Here is a 15,957-nt window from a genome sequence, read left to right as displayed (position 1 = left end):
GGTCTCGCTAGCCGAAGAATGCAGGCGCGAAGGGCAAGGGCAGTCCCAGCACCCTGTCGAAGATCACGAAGAGCGACACGCCCACCGCCGCGCCGGTCAGCGTCGCTTTGGCCGGACCGGCACCGAAGAGCAGCGCGAGGCAGGCGGTACCGAGCGTCGTGGAGAGAGGGAAGCCGAGCGGCTCGAGCAGCAGCACGTAGCACGCCAGCACGGTCACGGTGGCGACCTGCCGGGCCAGCGCCGGGCGCGACTGGGTCTTGGGGTTCGGATCGGGGCGCAGCATCAGCCCAAGGCTGAGGATGGCCGCCAGTGCGGCGACCATCTGCGGAAACACGGCGGGGCCCAGGGGATCCCCGAAACCCGCCTCATATCCGCGCGCAACCCAGAAGGCCGAGACCGAGATCACGAAGACCACGGCCCCGACGATGCGGTCGATCATTGAATGACACCAATGCTGCGCGAGATCTCTTCCATTTGCTTGGCCTGGTCCGCGACATAGGCCTCGAACTCCTCGCCGCCGCGCCAGACCGTGATCAGGCCGTTGCCCTCGGCCGCTTCCTTCCACTCCTTCGTGTCGAAGAGCGATTTCAGCTCGTCGACCCAGGCCTGGTAGTCCTCGTCCGAGACATCGCCGCCCGTGTAGAAGCCGCGCCAGTTGTAGCCGGTCACGTCAAGGCCCTGATCCTTGGCGGTGGGCGCGTCGGGGAAGGCCGGAATCGGCTCGTCCGACAGGGCCGCGAGGATCTTGATGTCGCCCGATTCCACGAAACCGGCGATCTCGCCGAGGTCGGTCGACACGGCTCCGACCTGACCGCCGAGCATCTGCGTCACGGCGGGGCTGCCGCCATCGAACTGCACCCAGCGGATCGCCTTGTAATCCTCGCCGGACATGCCCGCGGCATCGGCCAGCATCAGCAGGCGGATGTGGTCCCAGCCCCCGGCGCCCGAGGAACCCGCCACCGGCACGGAGGTCGGGTCGGCCTTGAGCGCGTCGAGCAGGTCGCCGATGGTCTCATACTCGGAGTCCGCCGGCACGGTGATCACGCCCACGTCGGTTCCGAGCATGCCGACCCAGCGCATCACGTCGATTCCGCCCGGGTACTTGCCCTGCGCAATCTGCGTCACGCCCACCGTCGAGGTGGCGACCAGCAGGTCGCCCTCGGAAGCGCGCTTGCCTGCCACATTGGCGAACGCGACTGCACCCACGCCGCCGGGCATGTTGGTGACCTGAACCGTGCTCTCCTCGAGGCCGAGGTCGGTCAGCAGCCGTCCCACGGTGCGGCAGGTGAAGTCCCAACCGCCCCCGGGATCGGCCGGCGCGATGCATTCCGCCGCGTTGGCGGTGACCGCGCTGACGCCGGTCAAGCCGGTGGCGAGCACCGCTCCGGTGATGAATTTTCGCAAATAGGACATGGTTCCTCCCTTTCGTCCTCTGGCCCAAGGGGCCGTTTTCACCGGGGTCTCCCTCCCCGGGTCGTCTCACTGCGTGTCGCCGTCACCCCTCTTGTGATCGACGACACCGCGCGTGCCCAGAAACCGGCGCGCGCCCTCCACAGCCTCGAGGATCTGGTCGCGCACCGCGCGGGTGTGCAGCCGGACCTTGCGGGCCGCCGCGTCCTCGTCACCAGCGGCGACGAGATCGAGGATTTCGCTATGTTCCTGCCACGCGGTCTCGCGCTGCGCGGCGTCGCTGGCCAACAGCCAGCGCAGGCGCAGGGCACGGCCGACCGCGGCGCGCACCGCGTCGCGCAGGAAGGGGTTGCCCGAGAGCGCGGCCAGCTCGACGTGCACGTCGAGCCCCGACGCGAGCCAGTCCTCGACCCGGAAATCGGTGCGTCCGCGATCGACGGTGGCGCGCAAAGCGGCCAGCGCCTCGGGGCTGGCGCGGCGGCAAGCAAGGCGCACCGCCGTATCTTCCAGCTCTTCGCGAAATTCGAAGAGGTCGCGGATTTCTTGCAGGTCTATGGGAGCGATCATGTAGCCGCCGCGCGGGTCGCGGTCGACCAGCCCCTCGGCGGTCAGCGCTGCCAGAGCTGCGCGGATCGGCGTCCGCGACATGCCGTAGCGGTCCTGCAGCGCGCGTTCCGAAACCGCCTCGCCCGGCGCAAAGGCCATCGACAGGATATCCTTCCGGATGTCCTGCAACGCGCGCTCCGCCTGCGGCAATGCCGCGCTGTCCGCTGCTTTGTCCGTCTTCATGGTCTAGATTGACCCTCCCTGCGAGAGTGGTATACCACGCCGGTAGACCACATCAACAGCTTTTGGAGGAGGGCTTATGACACAGGTCACGCTGGAGGGATTCCCCGAAAGAGTGCGGATCGTGGACGTGGGCCCCCGCGACGGGCTGCAGGCCTGGCCGGCCCCGGTTCCGACAGATGTGAAGATCGAGATGATCAACGGGCTGATCGCGGCGGGCGTGCCGCAGCTCGAGGTCACCTCCTTTGTCGCGCCGCGCGCGGTGCCGAACATGGCCGATGCCGCCGAGGTCATGGCCGCGATCGACCGCAGCCACGGTGCCGAGCTGACCGCGCTGGTACCCAATGCCCGCGGCGCCGCCCGCGCCATCGAGGCCGGGGTCGATGCGATGGTGGTGTTCCTCTCGGCCTCCGAGAGCCACAACCAGGCCAACGTAAACTGCTCCCGCGACGTGTCGCTGGCCGCCGCGGCCGAGATCGCCCGGATGGGGCAGGAGGCGGGCATCGCCGTCTACGGCGCCATTGCCACGGCCTTCGGCTGCCCCTTCGAGGGGGAAGTCCCGGTCGCCGACATCGTGCATGTCGCCAAGACTTATGCCGACAACGGTATCACCCGGATCTCGCTGGGCGATACCACCGGCATGGCAACGCCGCGTTTGGTGCAGGACCGCTGCCGGGCGCTGGCCGCCGAGGTGCCGCAGGCCGACGTTGCCTTGCATTTCCACAATACCCGGGGCGTTGGTCTTGCCTGCGCCCATGCCGGCCTGCGCGAGGGGATCACCCGCTATGAGGCGAGCGTCGCCGGGATCGGCGGCTGCCCCTTTGCCCCCGGTGCGACAGGCAATATCTGCACGGAGGATCTTGTCTACCTGCTGCACGAGAGCGGCGTGGAGACGGGCATCGACCTCGAGGCGCTGATCGATGTCGCGCGGCGCACCGAGGCGGCACTGGGCCAGAAACTTCCCGGACAGGTCATGAAGGCCGGCCCACGCCTGCGCCAGTACCGACGCGACGAGGTCCGCTCGTCGAGCGGGAGCCGCGCATGATGAGTGCCGATCTCAAGCCGCCGCTCGACGGGGTCCGGGTGATCGACCTGACCCGTGTGCTGTCGGGGCCGTTCTGTTCCATGTTACTTGGCGACATGGGCGCCGAGGTGATCAAGATCGAGAGCCCGGCAGGCGATCCCGTGCGCGGTCAGGGGCACCACAAGGATGGGTTCTCGTGGTACTTCGCAGGGTTCAATCGCAACAAGAAATCGGTGGTGCTCGACCTCTATTCCGACGAGGGTCGCGCCGACCTTACGCGCTTGCTCGAAACCGCCGACGTGCTGGTCGAGAATTTCCGCCCCGGCGTGCTGGCCCGCATGGGGTTTCCGCCAGAGCGGCTCGAAGAGATCAACCCCCGGCTGGTGGTGGCCAGCGTCAATGGGTTCGGCTCGACCGGGCCTTATACAGATCGCCCGGCCTTCGACTTCATCGCGCAGGCGATGAGCGGTTTCATGAGCGTCAACGGCCCCGAGGGCGCGCCGCCTCTGCGCGCCGCTCAGCCGGTGACCGACCTCGTGGCCGGGCTCTATACCGCCTTCGGCATCGTCTCGGCGCTGCACGGGCGCAACCGCGATGGCGTCGGCCAAGCCGTCGAGACCTCGATGGTCAACGGCGTGCTGAGCATGATGGCCTATCTCGCCTCGGAGCATTTCGTCACCGGCGAAAACCCGCAGCGTACCGGCAACGACCATCCTCTGGTTGCGCCCTACGGGCTCTACAACGCCGCCGACGGTCAGATCGCCATTGCCGCCTCGAACGATCAGGTGCTGGGGCGACTGCTGGCCGAGATCGGCCTGCCGGACCTGCTGTCGGACCCGCGGTTTGACAGCAATGACAAGCGCTTTGCCCGCCGCAAGGAGTTGCACGGCATCCTCGACGCGGCGCTGGCGCATGACACCCGCGAGAGCTGGATCCTGCGTCTTAACAGGGCCGGAGTGCCGACAGGCAAGATCCAGACGCTAAAGGAGGTCTTCGCCGATCCGCAGATCCAGGCGCAGGAAATGGCGATCGATGTGCCGCATGGCGACGACCGGGGGACCGTGCGGATGCTCGGCTTCCCGGTAAAACTCAGCCGCACCCCTTGCGAAGCCCGGCTTCCGGCGCCGCGCCTTGGTGAGCATACCGAAGAGGTTCTGGCCGCACTTCAGGTCGACCGGGACTGAGAGAAACGCCCGCAAGGCGCATTTGGGCTCGGCATGCAACGCATGGTCGTCCTAGATTGGCCCGGCGGCGCCATGGCGGAAAGGGCGCATGCATGATTGATCTTTACACGTGGTCCACGCCCAACGGGCGCAAGGTGTCGATCCTTCTCGAGGAGCTCGGTCTCGAGTACCGGGTGCATCCGGTCGACCTGCAATCGGGCGCGCAGAAGTCGCCCGAGTTCCTGGCGATCAATCCCAACGGCAGGATTCCTGCCATCGTCGACCAGGGGACCGGGCTCGCGCTGATGGAGTCGGGTGCGATCCTGTGGTATCTCGCCGAAAAGCACGGGGCTTTCCTTCCCGGGGCCTTGGATGCGCGCATGCAGGTGATGGGCTGGCTGATGTGGCAGATGGGCGGCTTCGGCCCGATGCTCGGACAGGCGCATCATTTCCTGCACTTCAATCCCGGCAAGTCAGCCTACGCCGAGGAGCGCTTCGGCGGCGAGGCACAGCGCCTCTACCGCGTGCTCGACAGTCAACTCGAAGGGCGCGCGCATATCGTCGACGAATATTCCATCGCCGACATCGCCTGCTGGCCCTGGGTGGCGCGCTACGCGTGGCATGGCGTAAACTTGGCCGATTTCCCCAACGTGCGGGCGTGGTATCGGCGCCTGCGCGCGCGCCCGGCCGTGCAGCGCGGCTACCAGGTCCCGGTGGACGTGGGCGAGATTCCGGCGGGGTGACCGCGCTCTCGGCCGCGCTTCTTGAAGGCGGGCGGTCGTGCCGGGGCCGGGCACAGGGCAGGGCCCGAACCGGTCGCCATGCGCTCGGCTTTTTCCTGAAGAGCGGCGGGCCGGGGGGCCTGGACTTGCGGCCCGCGTCCGCCGTCAGAGGACGCCGAGGTTTTCCCTGATGTAGATCTCGATCCGGATGCGCTCCTGCGAGGCCAGCGGCTCGCGCCCGTCGGTGCGTGCCTTGAGCACGCGGATGGCGCTGCGCACGAGGTGTCCGGGGTCCTGGGCGATCACCGCATCGAGCGCGCCTTCGCGCAGCTTGTCCTCACTGTAGCGCGTACGCTCATGCGCGATGATCACCTGGCACAGCGGGTCGGAAGATCTGCAGAGCGCCTCGAGCGGCTGGCGCGCCTCGGAGCTCATCAGGTAGGCGCCGACGATGTCCGGATGATTGGCATAGGAATTGGCGATCACCACCTGCGTGCGTTCAGGGTCGCCGTAGGTCTCGAGCGAGGGCAGGGCCGAGAGGTTCGGGAAGTCGTTGGTCAGAACCGTGTCGAAACCGAGCCGTCGCTCCACGCTGTCGAGCGAATTCATCGTCTCGGACACCACGAGGATCTTGCCTTTCCGCTCGCCAAGAAACCGTCCCAGAAGCCGCCCGGCAGAGGCGCCCGCCGAGTTGTTGTCTACCCCGACGAAATCTACGGGCCGCAGGCCCGGCTGGCCGGTGATGAACTGAACCACCTCGACGCCACGCTCTTGGAGACGGGTGGTGGCATCCCGCACCTGAGGACTTTCGGGCGCCATGATTGCCACGCCGTCCACCAGCGCGGGCGAAACACGGGCAAGGGCCTTGGCGGTCACATGGGGGTCGTTCGCCAGCACCCGGCGCATCGAGATCTCGAGCGCTTCGGAGAGGAAGGCGGCGCGCGATTCCTCGATGCGCTCGACCAGCGTGGAGAGGAAGTCATCCCCGGCCTCGGGCAACAGGAACTGGAAACGATACCGCCGCCCGCGCGCGAGATTGGCGGCGGACTGGTTGCGGACAAAACCAATGCGTTCAATCGCTTCGTTGACGGCTTTCGCCGTCTTCTCGCGCACGCCCGGTCGTCCGTTCAGCACGCGATCAACGGTCGCGAGGCTGACGCCTGCAGCTTTGGCGAGGTCTTTGGTGGTCGGGCGCATGGGGGACTCGGGCCTTGGACTTCTCCCGGAGTCTTCTTTGTTTTCAGGCGGAAAGCAACCTTCATGAGGTACGTGCCTCAGAAATGGTTTGATCTGAGGCACGTACCTCACTTACCCTTGGTAAAGATAAATGAGTCGGGAAGAGGAGCCCGGCCTTATCTCTGGGAGGATGCACCAATGACTATCCGATACACCGCTCCGGCGGTCGCGACTGCCTTGTTTGCCCTCGCGGGGGCGGCGCAGGCGGATGAGCTCACCCTGTGCTGGGCGGCCTGGGACCCGGCCAATGCGCTGGTCGAGCTGTCCAAGGATTTCGAAGCGACGTCCGGACACGAGATGTCCTTCGAATTCGTTCCGTGGCCCAACTTCGCCGACCGGATGCTCAACGAGCTGAACTCCGGCGGCCAGCTCTGCGATCTGATGATCGGCGACAGTCAGTGGATCGGCCTCGGGGCCGAGGCGGGCCACTACGTGAAGCTGAACGATTTCTTCGAGGCCAATGGCATCAGCATGGATGATTTCATCCCTGCCACGGTCACCGGCTACTCCGAATGGCCGAAGGGCACGCCGAATTACTGGGCCCTGCCGGCCTTTGGGGACGTCGTAGGCTGGACCTACCGCAAGGATTGGTTCGAGCGGCCAGAGCTGCAAACGGAGTTCCGGGAAAAATACGGCCGCGAACTGACGGTGCCCGCCACGCTGGAAGAGCTGAAGGACATTGCCGAATTCTTCCAGGGTCGCGAGATCGACGGTACCACGGTTTATGGCGCGGCCATCTACACCGAGCGCGGCTCCGAGGGCATCACCATGGGTGTGACCAACGCGCTCTACAACTACGGCTTCAACTACGGCACGCCCGAGGAGCCCTACAAGCTCGAGGGGGTGGTGAACTCGCCCGAGGCTGCGAAGGGGCTGGAGTACTACAAGGCGCTCTACGACTGCTGCACCCCACCGGGCTCGTCGGATTGGTACATGTCCGAGAACATCGACGCCTACAAATCGGGGCAGGTGGCGCTGCAGATGAACTTCTCCTTCATCTGGCCGGGGGTCGAGGCCGACCCGAACGTCGGCGGTGGCAAGTCGGGCTACTTCCCCAACCCGCCCGGACCGGACGGGCATTTCGCGCAACTCGGTGGGCAGGGGATCTCGGTTGTCTCCTACTCCGACAGCCAGGACGCGGCGCTGGAATACATCAAGTGGTTCGCCCAGCCCGAAATACAGTCGAAATGGTGGGGTCTTGGGGGCTACTCGGCGCTGAAGGCGGTGGTCGAGGATCCCGGATTTGCCACCAGCCAGCCTTATGCGCAGACCTTCCTCGACTCGATGGCGATCGTGAAGGATTTCTGGGCCGAGCCGTCCTATGCCTCGCTGCTGCTCTCGATGCAGGACCGGGTGCACAATTACGTGGTGGCCGGGCAGGGCACCGCGCAGGAGGCGCTCGACAAGCTGGTCGAGGATTGGACCGAAGTCTTCGAAGACGAAGGCAAGATGTGACCAGCCGCCGGCCGCAACGTCCCCGGACGGGCGGTCCCGCGCGCGGAGCCGGACGAGAGGATGGCTCCGCGCATCGCACCGAACGTTTCGAAGAGACCCGCCCCATGTCCCATTCCGTCATCGCGCGCGCCGCCGAGGCGACGCCGCCCGGTCTCGCGCGCCGGTTCCGAGGCCTGTCCGACCGGGCCATCGCCTGGATTTTCGTGGCTCCGACGGTCTTCCTGCTGCTTGCGGTGAACATCTTCCCGCTGATCTGGACGATCCGCCTGAGCTTCACCAACTTCCGCGCCAATCGGCCCAATGCCGAGGTCGAGTGGATCGGGCTGCGCAACTACCACCGCATCCTGACCGACGGCGACATCTGGAAGACCATGCAGGCGACGGCGCATTTCCTGTGCTGGACCATCGTGCTGCAGGTGCTGATCGGCTTCACGCTTGCCTGGCTGATCAATCGCAAGTTCAGGGGCAACGACCTGTGGACCACGATCATCGTGCTGCCGATGATGCTCTCGCCCGCCGTCGTGGGGAATTTCTGGACCTTCCTGTATCAGCCGCAGATCGGCCTGTTCAATTACGTGGTGGCCTTCTTCACCGGTGTGGACCCCACCAGCTTCTCGATGATCGGCAGCGTGTCCCTGGCGCCTTGGGCAATCATCATTGTCGACACCTGGATGTGGACGCCTTTCGTCATGCTGATCTGCCTAGCAGGGCTGCGCTCGATCCCGGACTCGATCTACGAGGCGGCGGAATGCGACCGCGCCTCGAAGTGGCGGCAATTCTGGACCATCACCCTGCCGATGACGCTGCCCTTCCTTATGTTGGCGGTGCTCTTCCGGGGGATCGAGAACTTCAAGATGTTCGACTTGGTGGTCCAGCTGACCGGTGGCGGACCCGGCAACACCACGACGCTGACTTCCATCGACCTCAAGCGCGAGGCCTTCGAGAAATGGCGCACGGGCTATGCCTCGGCCTATGCGATCATCCTCTTCGTGACCGTTTTCGGCCTCGCCTCGATCTACGTGAAGGCGCTGAACAAGGTGAAGGAAAGATGAGCGGCTATTCGATCACCGAACCCTCGCCGCGGCAGAAGTGGGTCGCGGGCGCACTGGTGGCGCTCTATGCCATCGTCACCATCCTGCCGCTGGTCTGGATCATCGCGACAGGCTTCAAGTCCTCGGCCGATGCCATCGCCTACCCGCCGAAGGTGGTCTTCACCCCTTCGCTCGAGGGCTACGTGAACCTCTTCACCACGCAGACCCGCCAGACCGCCGAGTACTTCGCGGCCAACCCGCCCGAGACCTGGTACGAGCGCATCGTGCAGTCCAAGGGGCTGACCATCGCCGGCCCGTCGCGCTTTGGCGAGCGGTTCATGAACTCGGTGATCATCGGTTTTGGCTCGACCTTTCTCAGCGTCTCCCTGGGCACGCTGGCTGCCTATGCCTTCTCGCGCTTCAAGGTGCCGCTGAAGGATGACCTCATGTTCTTCATCCTCTCGACACGGATGATGCCGCCCATCGCCGTGGCAATCCCGATCTTCCTGATGTTCCGCTCGCTCGGCCTGTCGGACACCCATGCCGGGATGATCCTGCTCTACACGGCGGTGAACCTCTCGCTCTCGGTCTGGTTGCTCAAGGGCTTCATCGACGAGATCCCGCAGGAATACGAGGAAGCGGCCCTGATCGACGGCTACACGCGCTTCCAGGCCTTCTACAAGGTGGTCCTGCCGCAGGCCGCAACGGGCATCGCCTCGACCGCGATCTTCTGCCTGATCTTCGCCTGGAACGAATACGCCTTCGCGGTGCTGCTCACCTCGGGGACCGCCCAGACCGCGCCGCCCTTCATCCCCACGATCATCGGCAACGCCGGGCAAGACTGGCCCGCTGTGGCGGCGGGGGCCACGCTGTTCCTGCTGCCGGTCATGGTCTTCACCATCCTGCTGCGCAAGCACCTGTTGCGCGGGATCACCTTCGGAGCGGTGCGCAAATGAGCAAGGCCCCCACGATCCCCGAAAGCCCCGCCCCCGCCAAGCGCCGCATTTTCCGGCGCGGCCCCTGGGAGATGGCCGCCTCGATCCTGATCGCCCTCGGCGTGGTGATGCTGATGCAGCCTTTCGTTCTCTGGGCCTACTCGTGGTCCTTTCCCGTCACGCTGATTGGCACGGTGATGTTCATCGTCGTCAGCCATTTTCCCGACTGAAGCGGAGACCCCATGGCCCAGATACGCATCGACAGCCTGCGCAAGGACTTCGGAGCCTTCACCGCCGTGCACTCCTCGAGCTTCACCATCGAGGACGGCGAGTTCTTCATGTTGCTCGGCCCCTCGGGTTGCGGCAAGACCACCACGCTGCGGATGATGGCGGGGCTCGAGATGCCGAGCGCCGGGCAGATCTACATCGACGGCGAGGAGGTGGGCCGGAGGCCCGCCAGCCAGCGCGACATCGCCTTCGTTTTCCAGATGTTCGCGCTCTACCCGCATATGAACGTGCGCAAGAATATCTCCTACCCGCTGATCAGCCAGGGCATGTCGCGCAGGGCGGCGCGGGCCAAGGTCGAGGAGGTATCGCGCATCCTCGGGATCACCGACATTCTCGAAAAGCCGGTGGGCGGGCTCTCGGGCGGTGACCGGCAGCGCGTGGCCTTGGGGCGGGCGATCGTGCGCGCGCCCAAGGCGTTCTTCATGGATGAGCCGCTGGGGGCGCTCGATGCGGAGTTCCGCGAACACATGGCCGAGGAGCTGCGCGCCCTGCACGATCGCATGGGGGCGACGACGGTCTATGTCACCCATGACCAGCTCGAGGCGATGCAGATGGGCGACAAGATCGTGGTGATGAACCAAGGCGTTGTCGAACAATTCGGCGTGCCGCAGGAGATCTACGATTGGCCTGCGACCCTCTTCGTGGCGAAGTTCATTGGCTCGCCCCCGATGAATTTCCTGAGCTTCGAGGGCAGCGCTGCGCCGGGCGATGCCTCGGTCGCGCTCGGCTCCTTCGCGCAAGCCATACCGCAGCTTCGCGAGGGCCATGCCGGGAAGCTGGTGCTGGGCGCGCGCCCCGAGCACGTGCGGCTGGACGACACATCGGACTACCGCGCCGTGGTGCGGGCGGTCGAATACCTCGGCACCACGCAGATCATCACGCTCGAGGCTGCACAAGGCGAAGTGAAGGCCCGTATCTCCAGCCGCGATCCGGTGCGGGTGGACCAGACCACGGGGCTCAGCTTCAACGACCGTACGCTGACACTGTTCGACGCCGGAACCGGCCGTGCGCTTCGCTCGGCCGCCAACGAGAAGGTGCTGCGCCATGGCTGAGGTCACGCTCCGGAACCTGACCAAGCGTTTCGGCGATACCTTGGCGCTCGACGATGTGACGATGACCGTTCCGAACGGCGCCTTCGTGGTTCTGCTCGGGCCAACCGGCGCGGGCAAGACCACGACGCTGCGGCTCGTCTCGGGGCTGGACCGGCCCGACGCAGGCAGCATCGCCATCGGCGGCGTCGACGTCACCCGCATGACCCCGGCGCAGCGCAACGTGGCGATGGTCTTCCAGCAGTATTCGCTCTACCCGCATATGACGGTGCGCGAGAACCTCGCCTTCCCGCTGAAGTCCCCGCTTCTGCGCTACGATGACGCGCAGGTTGTCCGCAAGGTGAGCGAGGTGGCGCAAATGCTGCAGATCACCCACAAGCTGGACAACAAGGCCACCGCGCTTTCGGGCGGCGAGATGCAACGGGTCTCGATTGGCCGCGCGTTGGTGCGCCGTCCCGAGGTTTACTTGATGGACGAGCCGCTCAGCTCGCTCGACGCCAAGCTGCGCGCCGATCTCAGGGTCGAATTGAAGAACATACAAGCGCACTCCGGGGTGCCCTTCCTCTATGTGACCCACGACCAGATCGAGGCGATGACCATGGCCAGCCACGTCGGCGTTCTGGACCACGGCAGGCTCGTTCAGTTCGGCACCCCGCGCGAGATCTACGAGGATCCGGTCAGCATCTATGCCGCAAGCCGCCTTGGCCTGCCGCGCATCAACATCCTGCCCGCTGACCTTTTTGCCGGCGCCCCTTCGGACGCGCGCTACATCGGCCTGCGGCCCGAGCAGATCCGGCAGGGGGATGGTGCCGAGAGCCGGGTCGTCCGGGTCGAGCATCTTGGCGACCAGACCCGGCTGCATCTGACTGTTCGCAACCACGACCTGATCACCGTGACCGACGCCCATACCGGCCTGCGCGCGGGAGACATCGTGCAGATCACCCCCGACGCCCCGTTTTATTTCGACGCCTCCGGCGCGCGCGTCCATTGAGGAGAGCCCCATGACCCAGTTCATCAACTTGAAGGAAGACATCGTCGCCGAGGCGGTGGATGGCGTGGTCGCGGCCTCGGGAGGACGCTTGGCACGGCTGGACGGCTACCCGCACATCCGCGTGGTGCTGCGCGCGAGCTGGGACAAGTCCAAGGTCGCGCTGGTCTCGGGCGGTGGCTCGGGGCACGAACCTGCGCATGCTGGCTTCGTCGGCGAAGGGATGCTGACCGCCGCGATCTGCGGCGACGTCTTCGCCTCGCCCTCGGTCGACGCGGTGCTGGCCGGGATCCTCGCGGTCACCGGCCCGGCGGGCTGCCTGCTGATCGTCAAGAACTACACCGGTGATCGGCTGAACTTCGGTCTCGCCGCCGAGCGGGCGCGGGCCTTTGGCCTCAACGTCGCGATGGTGGTGGTGGATGATGACATCGCGCTTCCGCATCTGCCGCAGGCGCGGGGGGTGGCTGGCACCCTTCTCGTGCACAAGATCGCCGGGGCTCTGGCCGAAAACGGCGCCGATCTTGCCAGCGTGCGCGCGGCGGCGGAACGGGTCATCGCGGGCACGCGCACCATCGGCATGTCGCTCGATACCTGTACAGTGCCGGGCGCGCCAAAGGAGGCGCGCATCCAGCCCGGCAAGGCCGAACTCGGCCTCGGCATCCATGGCGAGGCCGGGGCGCAGCAGGTCGATTATGTCCACGCGTGCGGGGCGATGGAGATGGTTGCCGGGCGTCTGGCCGACCACATGCAGCCGGGCAAGCCGCATGTGGCTCTGCTCAACAACCTCGGCGGGGCCTCGGTGCTCGAGATGCAGATTCTCGCCTACGAGCTGGGCAAGTCTGCCATCGGCGACAGGCTGTATCACATCATCGGTCCGGCCGCGATGATGACCTCGCTCGAAATGCGTGGTTTTTCGGTCTCGGTCTACCCGGCGGGCACCGAGGATCTGATGGCGCTGAAATCTCCGGTGCCGCTGCCGGCCTGGCCGGGTCTTTCGGCGCTCGGCCCGGTCGAGGTGATCGATCTGCCCGACGGGCTGCGCCCGATCCGACCGCTGCCGTCCGACCACCCCGAGACCCGACGCTTCCTGCAACGCTGCTGCGAGGTGTTCATTGGCGCCGAGGCCGATCTCAACGCGCTCGACGCGAGGGCGGGCGACGGCGACACAGGCTCCACGCTGGCCGGGGCGGCGCGGGCGCTGCTAGGTGCAATGGATCGCCTGCCGCTGGCGGACCACACGCAACTCTACCGGGCCATCGGGCTGGAGCTGAGCCAGACGATGGGAGGCTCGTCGGGCGTGTTGCTGGCGATCTTCTTCGCCGCCGCCGGGGACGCCGCCTCGAGCGGGCAATCGCTTCGCGAGGCGTTGAACGCGGGGCTCGACCGAATGCAGGAAATCGGCGGTGCGCGTCCCGGCGACCGCACGATGATCGATGCGCTGAAACCAGCGCTGGACCATCTGGCGGGCGGGCTTGACGAGGCTGCGCGCGCCGCTCGGGAGGGGGCAAACCGAACCGCCGAGATGGACACCGCCAAGGCCGGCCGTGCGGCCTACATCAACGCCGACCAGCTAAAGGGACAGGTCGATCCTGGAGCCGAAGCCGTGGCGCGCCTGTTCGAGAGCCTGTCGGCGTAGAAGGCACGCGGCAGACGGTGGCCAGAGCCCGGCCCGACGGGTAGGGGCCGCAGATCTCCGCGACCCCTTTCGTGTTGTCGCGAGACGCCGGCGATCACCCTGACCGGTGCAGCGGGCCTCCAGCCCGGCCCGGACGCGCGGTCATGCGGCTTCTTGTTGTCAATCCAAGCCTGACAGGCGCGATGACCGACAGCATGGCGGCGATCCTCCGGGCTGGGGGGCTGTCCAGAAGATGGCAACATGCCGGGCAATCTAGGGGCGCGAGAGCTCCCGCCTTGGCAGGCTCGACTCGCGGACGTGGGCCAGAAAGGCCTGTGCCGCGGGCGACAGCGACTGGCCTGACCGGCGAACGAGGCCGATGCGGCGCCGGGCTCCGAAGCCGATGATCTCTCGCTGCACGAGCGCATCGGTACGCAACACCGGCAGCGTGAGCGTCGGCAGCGCGGTGATCCCCAATCCCTCGGCCACGAGTGCGCCCGCCGTGGCGAGATGCGCCACCTCGAAACGCGGCGCCAGCGTATGGCCGATGCGCAGGCAGGCGCCGTCAATCAACTCGCGCACGCTGGTGCCCTGTGCCATCGCGATGAAGGGCATTTCTACGAGTTCTTCCCAAGTGTAGTCCCGTTCGATGTGCAAGGGTCCTTCCGGCGCGCTGATCGCCACAAAACGATCGTCCATCAGCGGCTGAAAGGTGAGCCGGCTGCGCGCCGAGAGCGTACCGGCGGTGAAGCCGATCTCCGCGATCCCGGCCTCGACCGCCTCGATCACGCTGCCCGAAAGCGCGTCGACAATGCGCAGGTCGATGTCGGGATGGGTGGCCGAGAAGCTGCGCAGCAACCCCGGAAGCAGGCCCGCGGTCACCGAAGGCAGTCCGGCGATGGTCAGTCGGCCATTTCGCGCCGACAGATGCGCCTCGAATTCCGCCATGCCGTCCTCGGCGGTGTTGATCATCCGTTCGGCCACGCGCCCGAAAGCCAGTCCCGAGGCGGTGGGCGCGACGTTGCGCGTGTCGCGGTCGAAGAGCCGCGCGCCGAGCCGCGCCTCGAGCCCGGTGATCTGCCGCGACAGCGCCGAGGGCGAGAGCGCCAGCACCTCGGCGGCCGCGCGAAACGAGCCGCAGCGCAGCAGGACGAGCACCGCGTTGAAATCGGCAAAAGACGGATTGCTGCGTTCCATGCACGAATTATGCCAAAATTCGCACTTCAGGCAACAAACAACTTCGGTCATGGTGCATTCCACGATCCCGAAGCCGGGGTCCAAGGGAGGACACCATGAAAACAACGCTCTACGCCCTCATGGGCGCAACCCTGCTTGCCGGTCCGGCGCTGGCGCAGGACAAGGATCTGCTCATCGGATCGACCTCGGCCTCGTCGAGCCACTACGGGTATTTCGTCGCCGTCGGCCAGCTGATCAACGAGAAGGCCGAGGGGCTGAAGGCCTCTGTGGTCGAGACCGGCGCGACCATGGACAATATCCGCCGCATGGCGCGCGGGCAGGTCGACCTAGGCCTCGTGACCACCAACACCGCACAGCACGCGGTGTCGGGGACCAATGACTTCGAGGGCAATGCGCAGGACCTGCGACTTCTGTGGGTCTACACCAACGCACCGCAGAATGTGATCCTGCGCAAAGACGCGGGCGTCGACAGCCTGGAGGGCCTCTCGGGCGTGCGCTTCAACCCGGGCATCAAGGGGTCTAGCACCGAGTCGACAACCGAGGCGGTCTTTGCCACGCTCGGTCTCGATGCCGACTACGTGCGCGGCTCGACCACCGACATCGTCGGCGCGATCAAGGACAACCGGGTGGCGGGTTACGTGAAATCGGGGTCGGGCCTGAAGCTCGACGGCTCGACCATGGACATCGCCACCTCGACCGACATCACCGTGGTCGGCCTCTCGGACGCCCAGGCAGACACCCTGCGCGAGAAAATGCCCGACATCTCGGTGATCGACATCCCCGAAGGCGCCGCCGACGGCATCCCCGCCTATACCACCTGGAGCTTCGGCGTCGGCGTCGCGGCAACCGCGTCGATGGACGACGAGACCGCCTACAAGATCGTCTCGGCGATCATGGCCGATGACAGCGCGCAGGCCAATGCCATGGCCAGTCTGAAGGGCGCGGATCTTGCGCAGATGACGCTCGACTACGGCACCGTCCCGCTGCATCCGGGCGCGGCGCGCTGGTTCGAGGAGCAGGGGCTCGAGATTCCCGCCAAGCTGCAGCCGGGGAGCTGA

Annotated in this window: 16 protein-coding genes; 11 read left to right on the top strand and 5 right to left on the bottom strand. The window is 66.3% G+C overall.

The genetic code is table 11. The features are described 5' to 3' along the window. Positions 1 to 7: 7 nt before the first annotated feature. From CEW88_RS23075 to CEW88_RS23065, 3 genes are all read right to left on the bottom strand, one after another. Positions 8 to 439 (bottom strand): tripartite tricarboxylate transporter TctB family protein, encoded by a 432-nt coding sequence (locus CEW88_RS23075; protein WP_108970734.1) that lies wholly within the window; start codon positions 437 to 439, stop codon positions 8 to 10. Then, positions 436 to 1,413 carry a Bug family tripartite tricarboxylate transporter substrate binding protein gene (locus CEW88_RS23070; protein WP_108970733.1) on the bottom strand — a complete coding sequence of 326 codons (978 nt, stop codon included), beginning with the start codon at positions 1,411 to 1,413 and terminating at the stop codon, positions 436 to 438. The genes CEW88_RS23075 and CEW88_RS23070 overlap by 4 nt, the downstream gene beginning before the upstream one ends. Positions 1,414 to 1,479: 66 nt before the next feature. Beyond that, entirely contained in the window at positions 1,480 to 2,199 is a 720-nt protein-coding gene (locus tag CEW88_RS23065; protein ID WP_108970732.1) for a GntR family transcriptional regulator, read from the bottom strand. A 76-nt stretch (positions 2,200 to 2,275) separates the two neighbouring features. On the opposite strand from CEW88_RS23065, the gene CEW88_RS23060 reads away from it, so the two are divergent. The 3 genes from CEW88_RS23060 (at position 2,276) to CEW88_RS23050 (ending at position 5,126) form a co-directional block, all read left to right on the top strand. Continuing rightward, positions 2,276 to 3,241: a hydroxymethylglutaryl-CoA lyase gene (locus CEW88_RS23060; protein ID WP_108970731.1), complete on the top strand. Its 966-nt coding sequence runs from the start codon at positions 2,276 to 2,278 to the stop codon at positions 3,239 to 3,241. After that, positions 3,238 to 4,404, top strand: a complete 1,167-nt coding sequence (locus tag CEW88_RS23055; RefSeq protein WP_438839491.1) for a CaiB/BaiF CoA transferase family protein — start codon at positions 3,238 to 3,240, stop codon at positions 4,402 to 4,404. Before CEW88_RS23060 ends, CEW88_RS23055 begins: the two co-directional genes overlap by 4 nt. 92 nt (positions 4,405 to 4,496) lie before the next feature. Further along, complete coding sequence (locus CEW88_RS23050; protein WP_108970730.1) at positions 4,497 to 5,126, top strand: glutathione S-transferase family protein; 630 nt, start codon at positions 4,497 to 4,499, stop codon at positions 5,124 to 5,126. Positions 5,127 to 5,270: 144 nt separating this feature from the next. Here CEW88_RS23050 and CEW88_RS23045 read toward each other — a convergent pair whose 3' ends face one another. Continuing rightward, the gene (locus CEW88_RS23045) at positions 5,271 to 6,302 is read right to left on the bottom strand and encodes a LacI family DNA-binding transcriptional regulator (RefSeq protein WP_108970729.1); all 1,032 of its coding nucleotides are present in this window, start codon (positions 6,300 to 6,302) and stop codon (positions 5,271 to 5,273) included. 177 nt (positions 6,303 to 6,479) lie between these two features. On the opposite strand from CEW88_RS23045, the gene CEW88_RS23040 reads away from it, so the two are divergent. The 7 genes from CEW88_RS23040 to CEW88_RS23010 all read left to right on the top strand — a co-directional run bounded on the left by CEW88_RS23040 (position 6,480) and on the right by CEW88_RS23010 (position 13,723). Further along, positions 6,480 to 7,796 (top strand): ABC transporter substrate-binding protein, encoded by a 1,317-nt coding sequence (locus tag CEW88_RS23040; protein WP_108970728.1) that lies wholly within the window; start codon positions 6,480 to 6,482, stop codon positions 7,794 to 7,796. A 104-nt stretch (positions 7,797 to 7,900) separates the two neighbouring features. Beyond that, positions 7,901 to 8,848, top strand: a complete 948-nt coding sequence (locus CEW88_RS23035; protein ID WP_108970727.1) for a carbohydrate ABC transporter permease — start codon at positions 7,901 to 7,903, stop codon at positions 8,846 to 8,848. After that, on the top strand, positions 8,845 to 9,783 hold the full coding sequence (locus CEW88_RS23030) for a carbohydrate ABC transporter permease (RefSeq protein WP_108970726.1): 939 nt from the start codon (positions 8,845 to 8,847) through the stop codon (positions 9,781 to 9,783). Before CEW88_RS23035 ends, CEW88_RS23030 begins: the two co-directional genes overlap by 4 nt. Beyond that, on the top strand, positions 9,780 to 9,992 hold the full coding sequence (locus CEW88_RS23025; protein ID WP_108970725.1) for a hypothetical protein: 213 nt from the start codon (positions 9,780 to 9,782) through the stop codon (positions 9,990 to 9,992). The genes CEW88_RS23030 and CEW88_RS23025 overlap by 4 nt, the downstream gene beginning before the upstream one ends. Positions 9,993 to 10,004: 12 nt before the next feature. Further along, the gene (locus CEW88_RS23020; RefSeq protein ID WP_108970724.1) at positions 10,005 to 11,102 is read left to right on the top strand and encodes an ABC transporter ATP-binding protein; all 1,098 of its coding nucleotides are present in this window, start codon (positions 10,005 to 10,007) and stop codon (positions 11,100 to 11,102) included. Then, positions 11,095 to 12,090: an ABC transporter ATP-binding protein gene (locus tag CEW88_RS23015; RefSeq protein ID WP_108970723.1), complete on the top strand. Its 996-nt coding sequence runs from the start codon at positions 11,095 to 11,097 to the stop codon at positions 12,088 to 12,090. Before CEW88_RS23020 ends, CEW88_RS23015 begins: the two co-directional genes overlap by 8 nt. Before the next feature lie 10 nt (positions 12,091 to 12,100). Continuing rightward, entirely contained in the window at positions 12,101 to 13,723 is a 1,623-nt protein-coding gene (locus CEW88_RS23010; protein WP_108970722.1) for a dihydroxyacetone kinase subunit DhaK, read from the top strand. A gap of 252 nt (positions 13,724 to 13,975) precedes the next feature. On the opposite strand, the gene CEW88_RS23005 is transcribed toward CEW88_RS23010, so the two are convergent. Beyond that, positions 13,976 to 14,899 carry a LysR family transcriptional regulator gene (locus CEW88_RS23005; protein WP_159099710.1) on the bottom strand — a complete coding sequence of 308 codons (924 nt, stop codon included), beginning with the start codon at positions 14,897 to 14,899 and terminating at the stop codon, positions 13,976 to 13,978. Between the two features lie 95 nt (positions 14,900 to 14,994). On the opposite strand from CEW88_RS23005, the gene CEW88_RS23000 reads away from it, so the two are divergent. Next, entirely contained in the window at positions 14,995 to 15,957 is a 963-nt protein-coding gene (locus CEW88_RS23000) for a TAXI family TRAP transporter solute-binding subunit (RefSeq protein WP_108970720.1), read from the top strand.

The organism is Alloyangia pacifica (genome assembly GCF_003111685.1).
Taxonomy (GTDB): Bacteria; Pseudomonadota; Alphaproteobacteria; order Rhodobacterales; family Rhodobacteraceae; genus Salipiger; species Salipiger pacificus_A.
This window is presented reverse-complemented; position numbering and strand designations above follow the sequence as displayed.

What these genes read in the sequence shown, in the direction of transcription:
- CEW88_RS23075 (WP_108970734.1), bottom strand. Translation starts at nt 439, where the DNA reads ATGATCGACCGCATCGTCGGGGCCGTGGTCTTCGTGATCTCGGTCTCG.
- CEW88_RS23070 (WP_108970733.1), bottom strand. Translation starts at nt 1,413, where the DNA reads ATGTCCTATTTGCGAAAATTCATCACCGGAGCGGTGCTCGCCACCGGC.
- CEW88_RS23065 (WP_108970732.1), bottom strand. Translation starts at nt 2,199, where the DNA reads ATGAAGACGGACAAAGCAGCGGACAGCGCGGCATTGCCGCAGGCGGAG.
- CEW88_RS23060 (WP_108970731.1), top strand. Translation starts at nt 2,276, where the DNA reads ATGACACAGGTCACGCTGGAGGGATTCCCCGAAAGAGTGCGGATCGTG.
- CEW88_RS23055 (WP_438839491.1), top strand. Translation starts at nt 3,238, where the DNA reads ATGATGAGTGCCGATCTCAAGCCGCCGCTCGACGGGGTCCGGGTGATC.
- CEW88_RS23050 (WP_108970730.1), top strand. Translation starts at nt 4,497, where the DNA reads ATGATTGATCTTTACACGTGGTCCACGCCCAACGGGCGCAAGGTGTCG.
- CEW88_RS23045 (WP_108970729.1), bottom strand. Translation starts at nt 6,302, where the DNA reads ATGCGCCCGACCACCAAAGACCTCGCCAAAGCTGCAGGCGTCAGCCTC.
- CEW88_RS23040 (WP_108970728.1), top strand. Translation starts at nt 6,480, where the DNA reads ATGACTATCCGATACACCGCTCCGGCGGTCGCGACTGCCTTGTTTGCC.
- CEW88_RS23035 (WP_108970727.1), top strand. Translation starts at nt 7,901, where the DNA reads ATGTCCCATTCCGTCATCGCGCGCGCCGCCGAGGCGACGCCGCCCGGT.
- CEW88_RS23030 (WP_108970726.1), top strand. Translation starts at nt 8,845, where the DNA reads ATGAGCGGCTATTCGATCACCGAACCCTCGCCGCGGCAGAAGTGGGTC.
- CEW88_RS23025 (WP_108970725.1), top strand. Translation starts at nt 9,780, where the DNA reads ATGAGCAAGGCCCCCACGATCCCCGAAAGCCCCGCCCCCGCCAAGCGC.
- CEW88_RS23020 (WP_108970724.1), top strand. Translation starts at nt 10,005, where the DNA reads ATGGCCCAGATACGCATCGACAGCCTGCGCAAGGACTTCGGAGCCTTC.
- CEW88_RS23015 (WP_108970723.1), top strand. Translation starts at nt 11,095, where the DNA reads ATGGCTGAGGTCACGCTCCGGAACCTGACCAAGCGTTTCGGCGATACC.
- CEW88_RS23010 (WP_108970722.1), top strand. Translation starts at nt 12,101, where the DNA reads ATGACCCAGTTCATCAACTTGAAGGAAGACATCGTCGCCGAGGCGGTG.
- CEW88_RS23005 (WP_159099710.1), bottom strand. Translation starts at nt 14,899, where the DNA reads ATGGAACGCAGCAATCCGTCTTTTGCCGATTTCAACGCGGTGCTCGTC.
- CEW88_RS23000 (WP_108970720.1), top strand. Translation starts at nt 14,995, where the DNA reads ATGAAAACAACGCTCTACGCCCTCATGGGCGCAACCCTGCTTGCCGGT.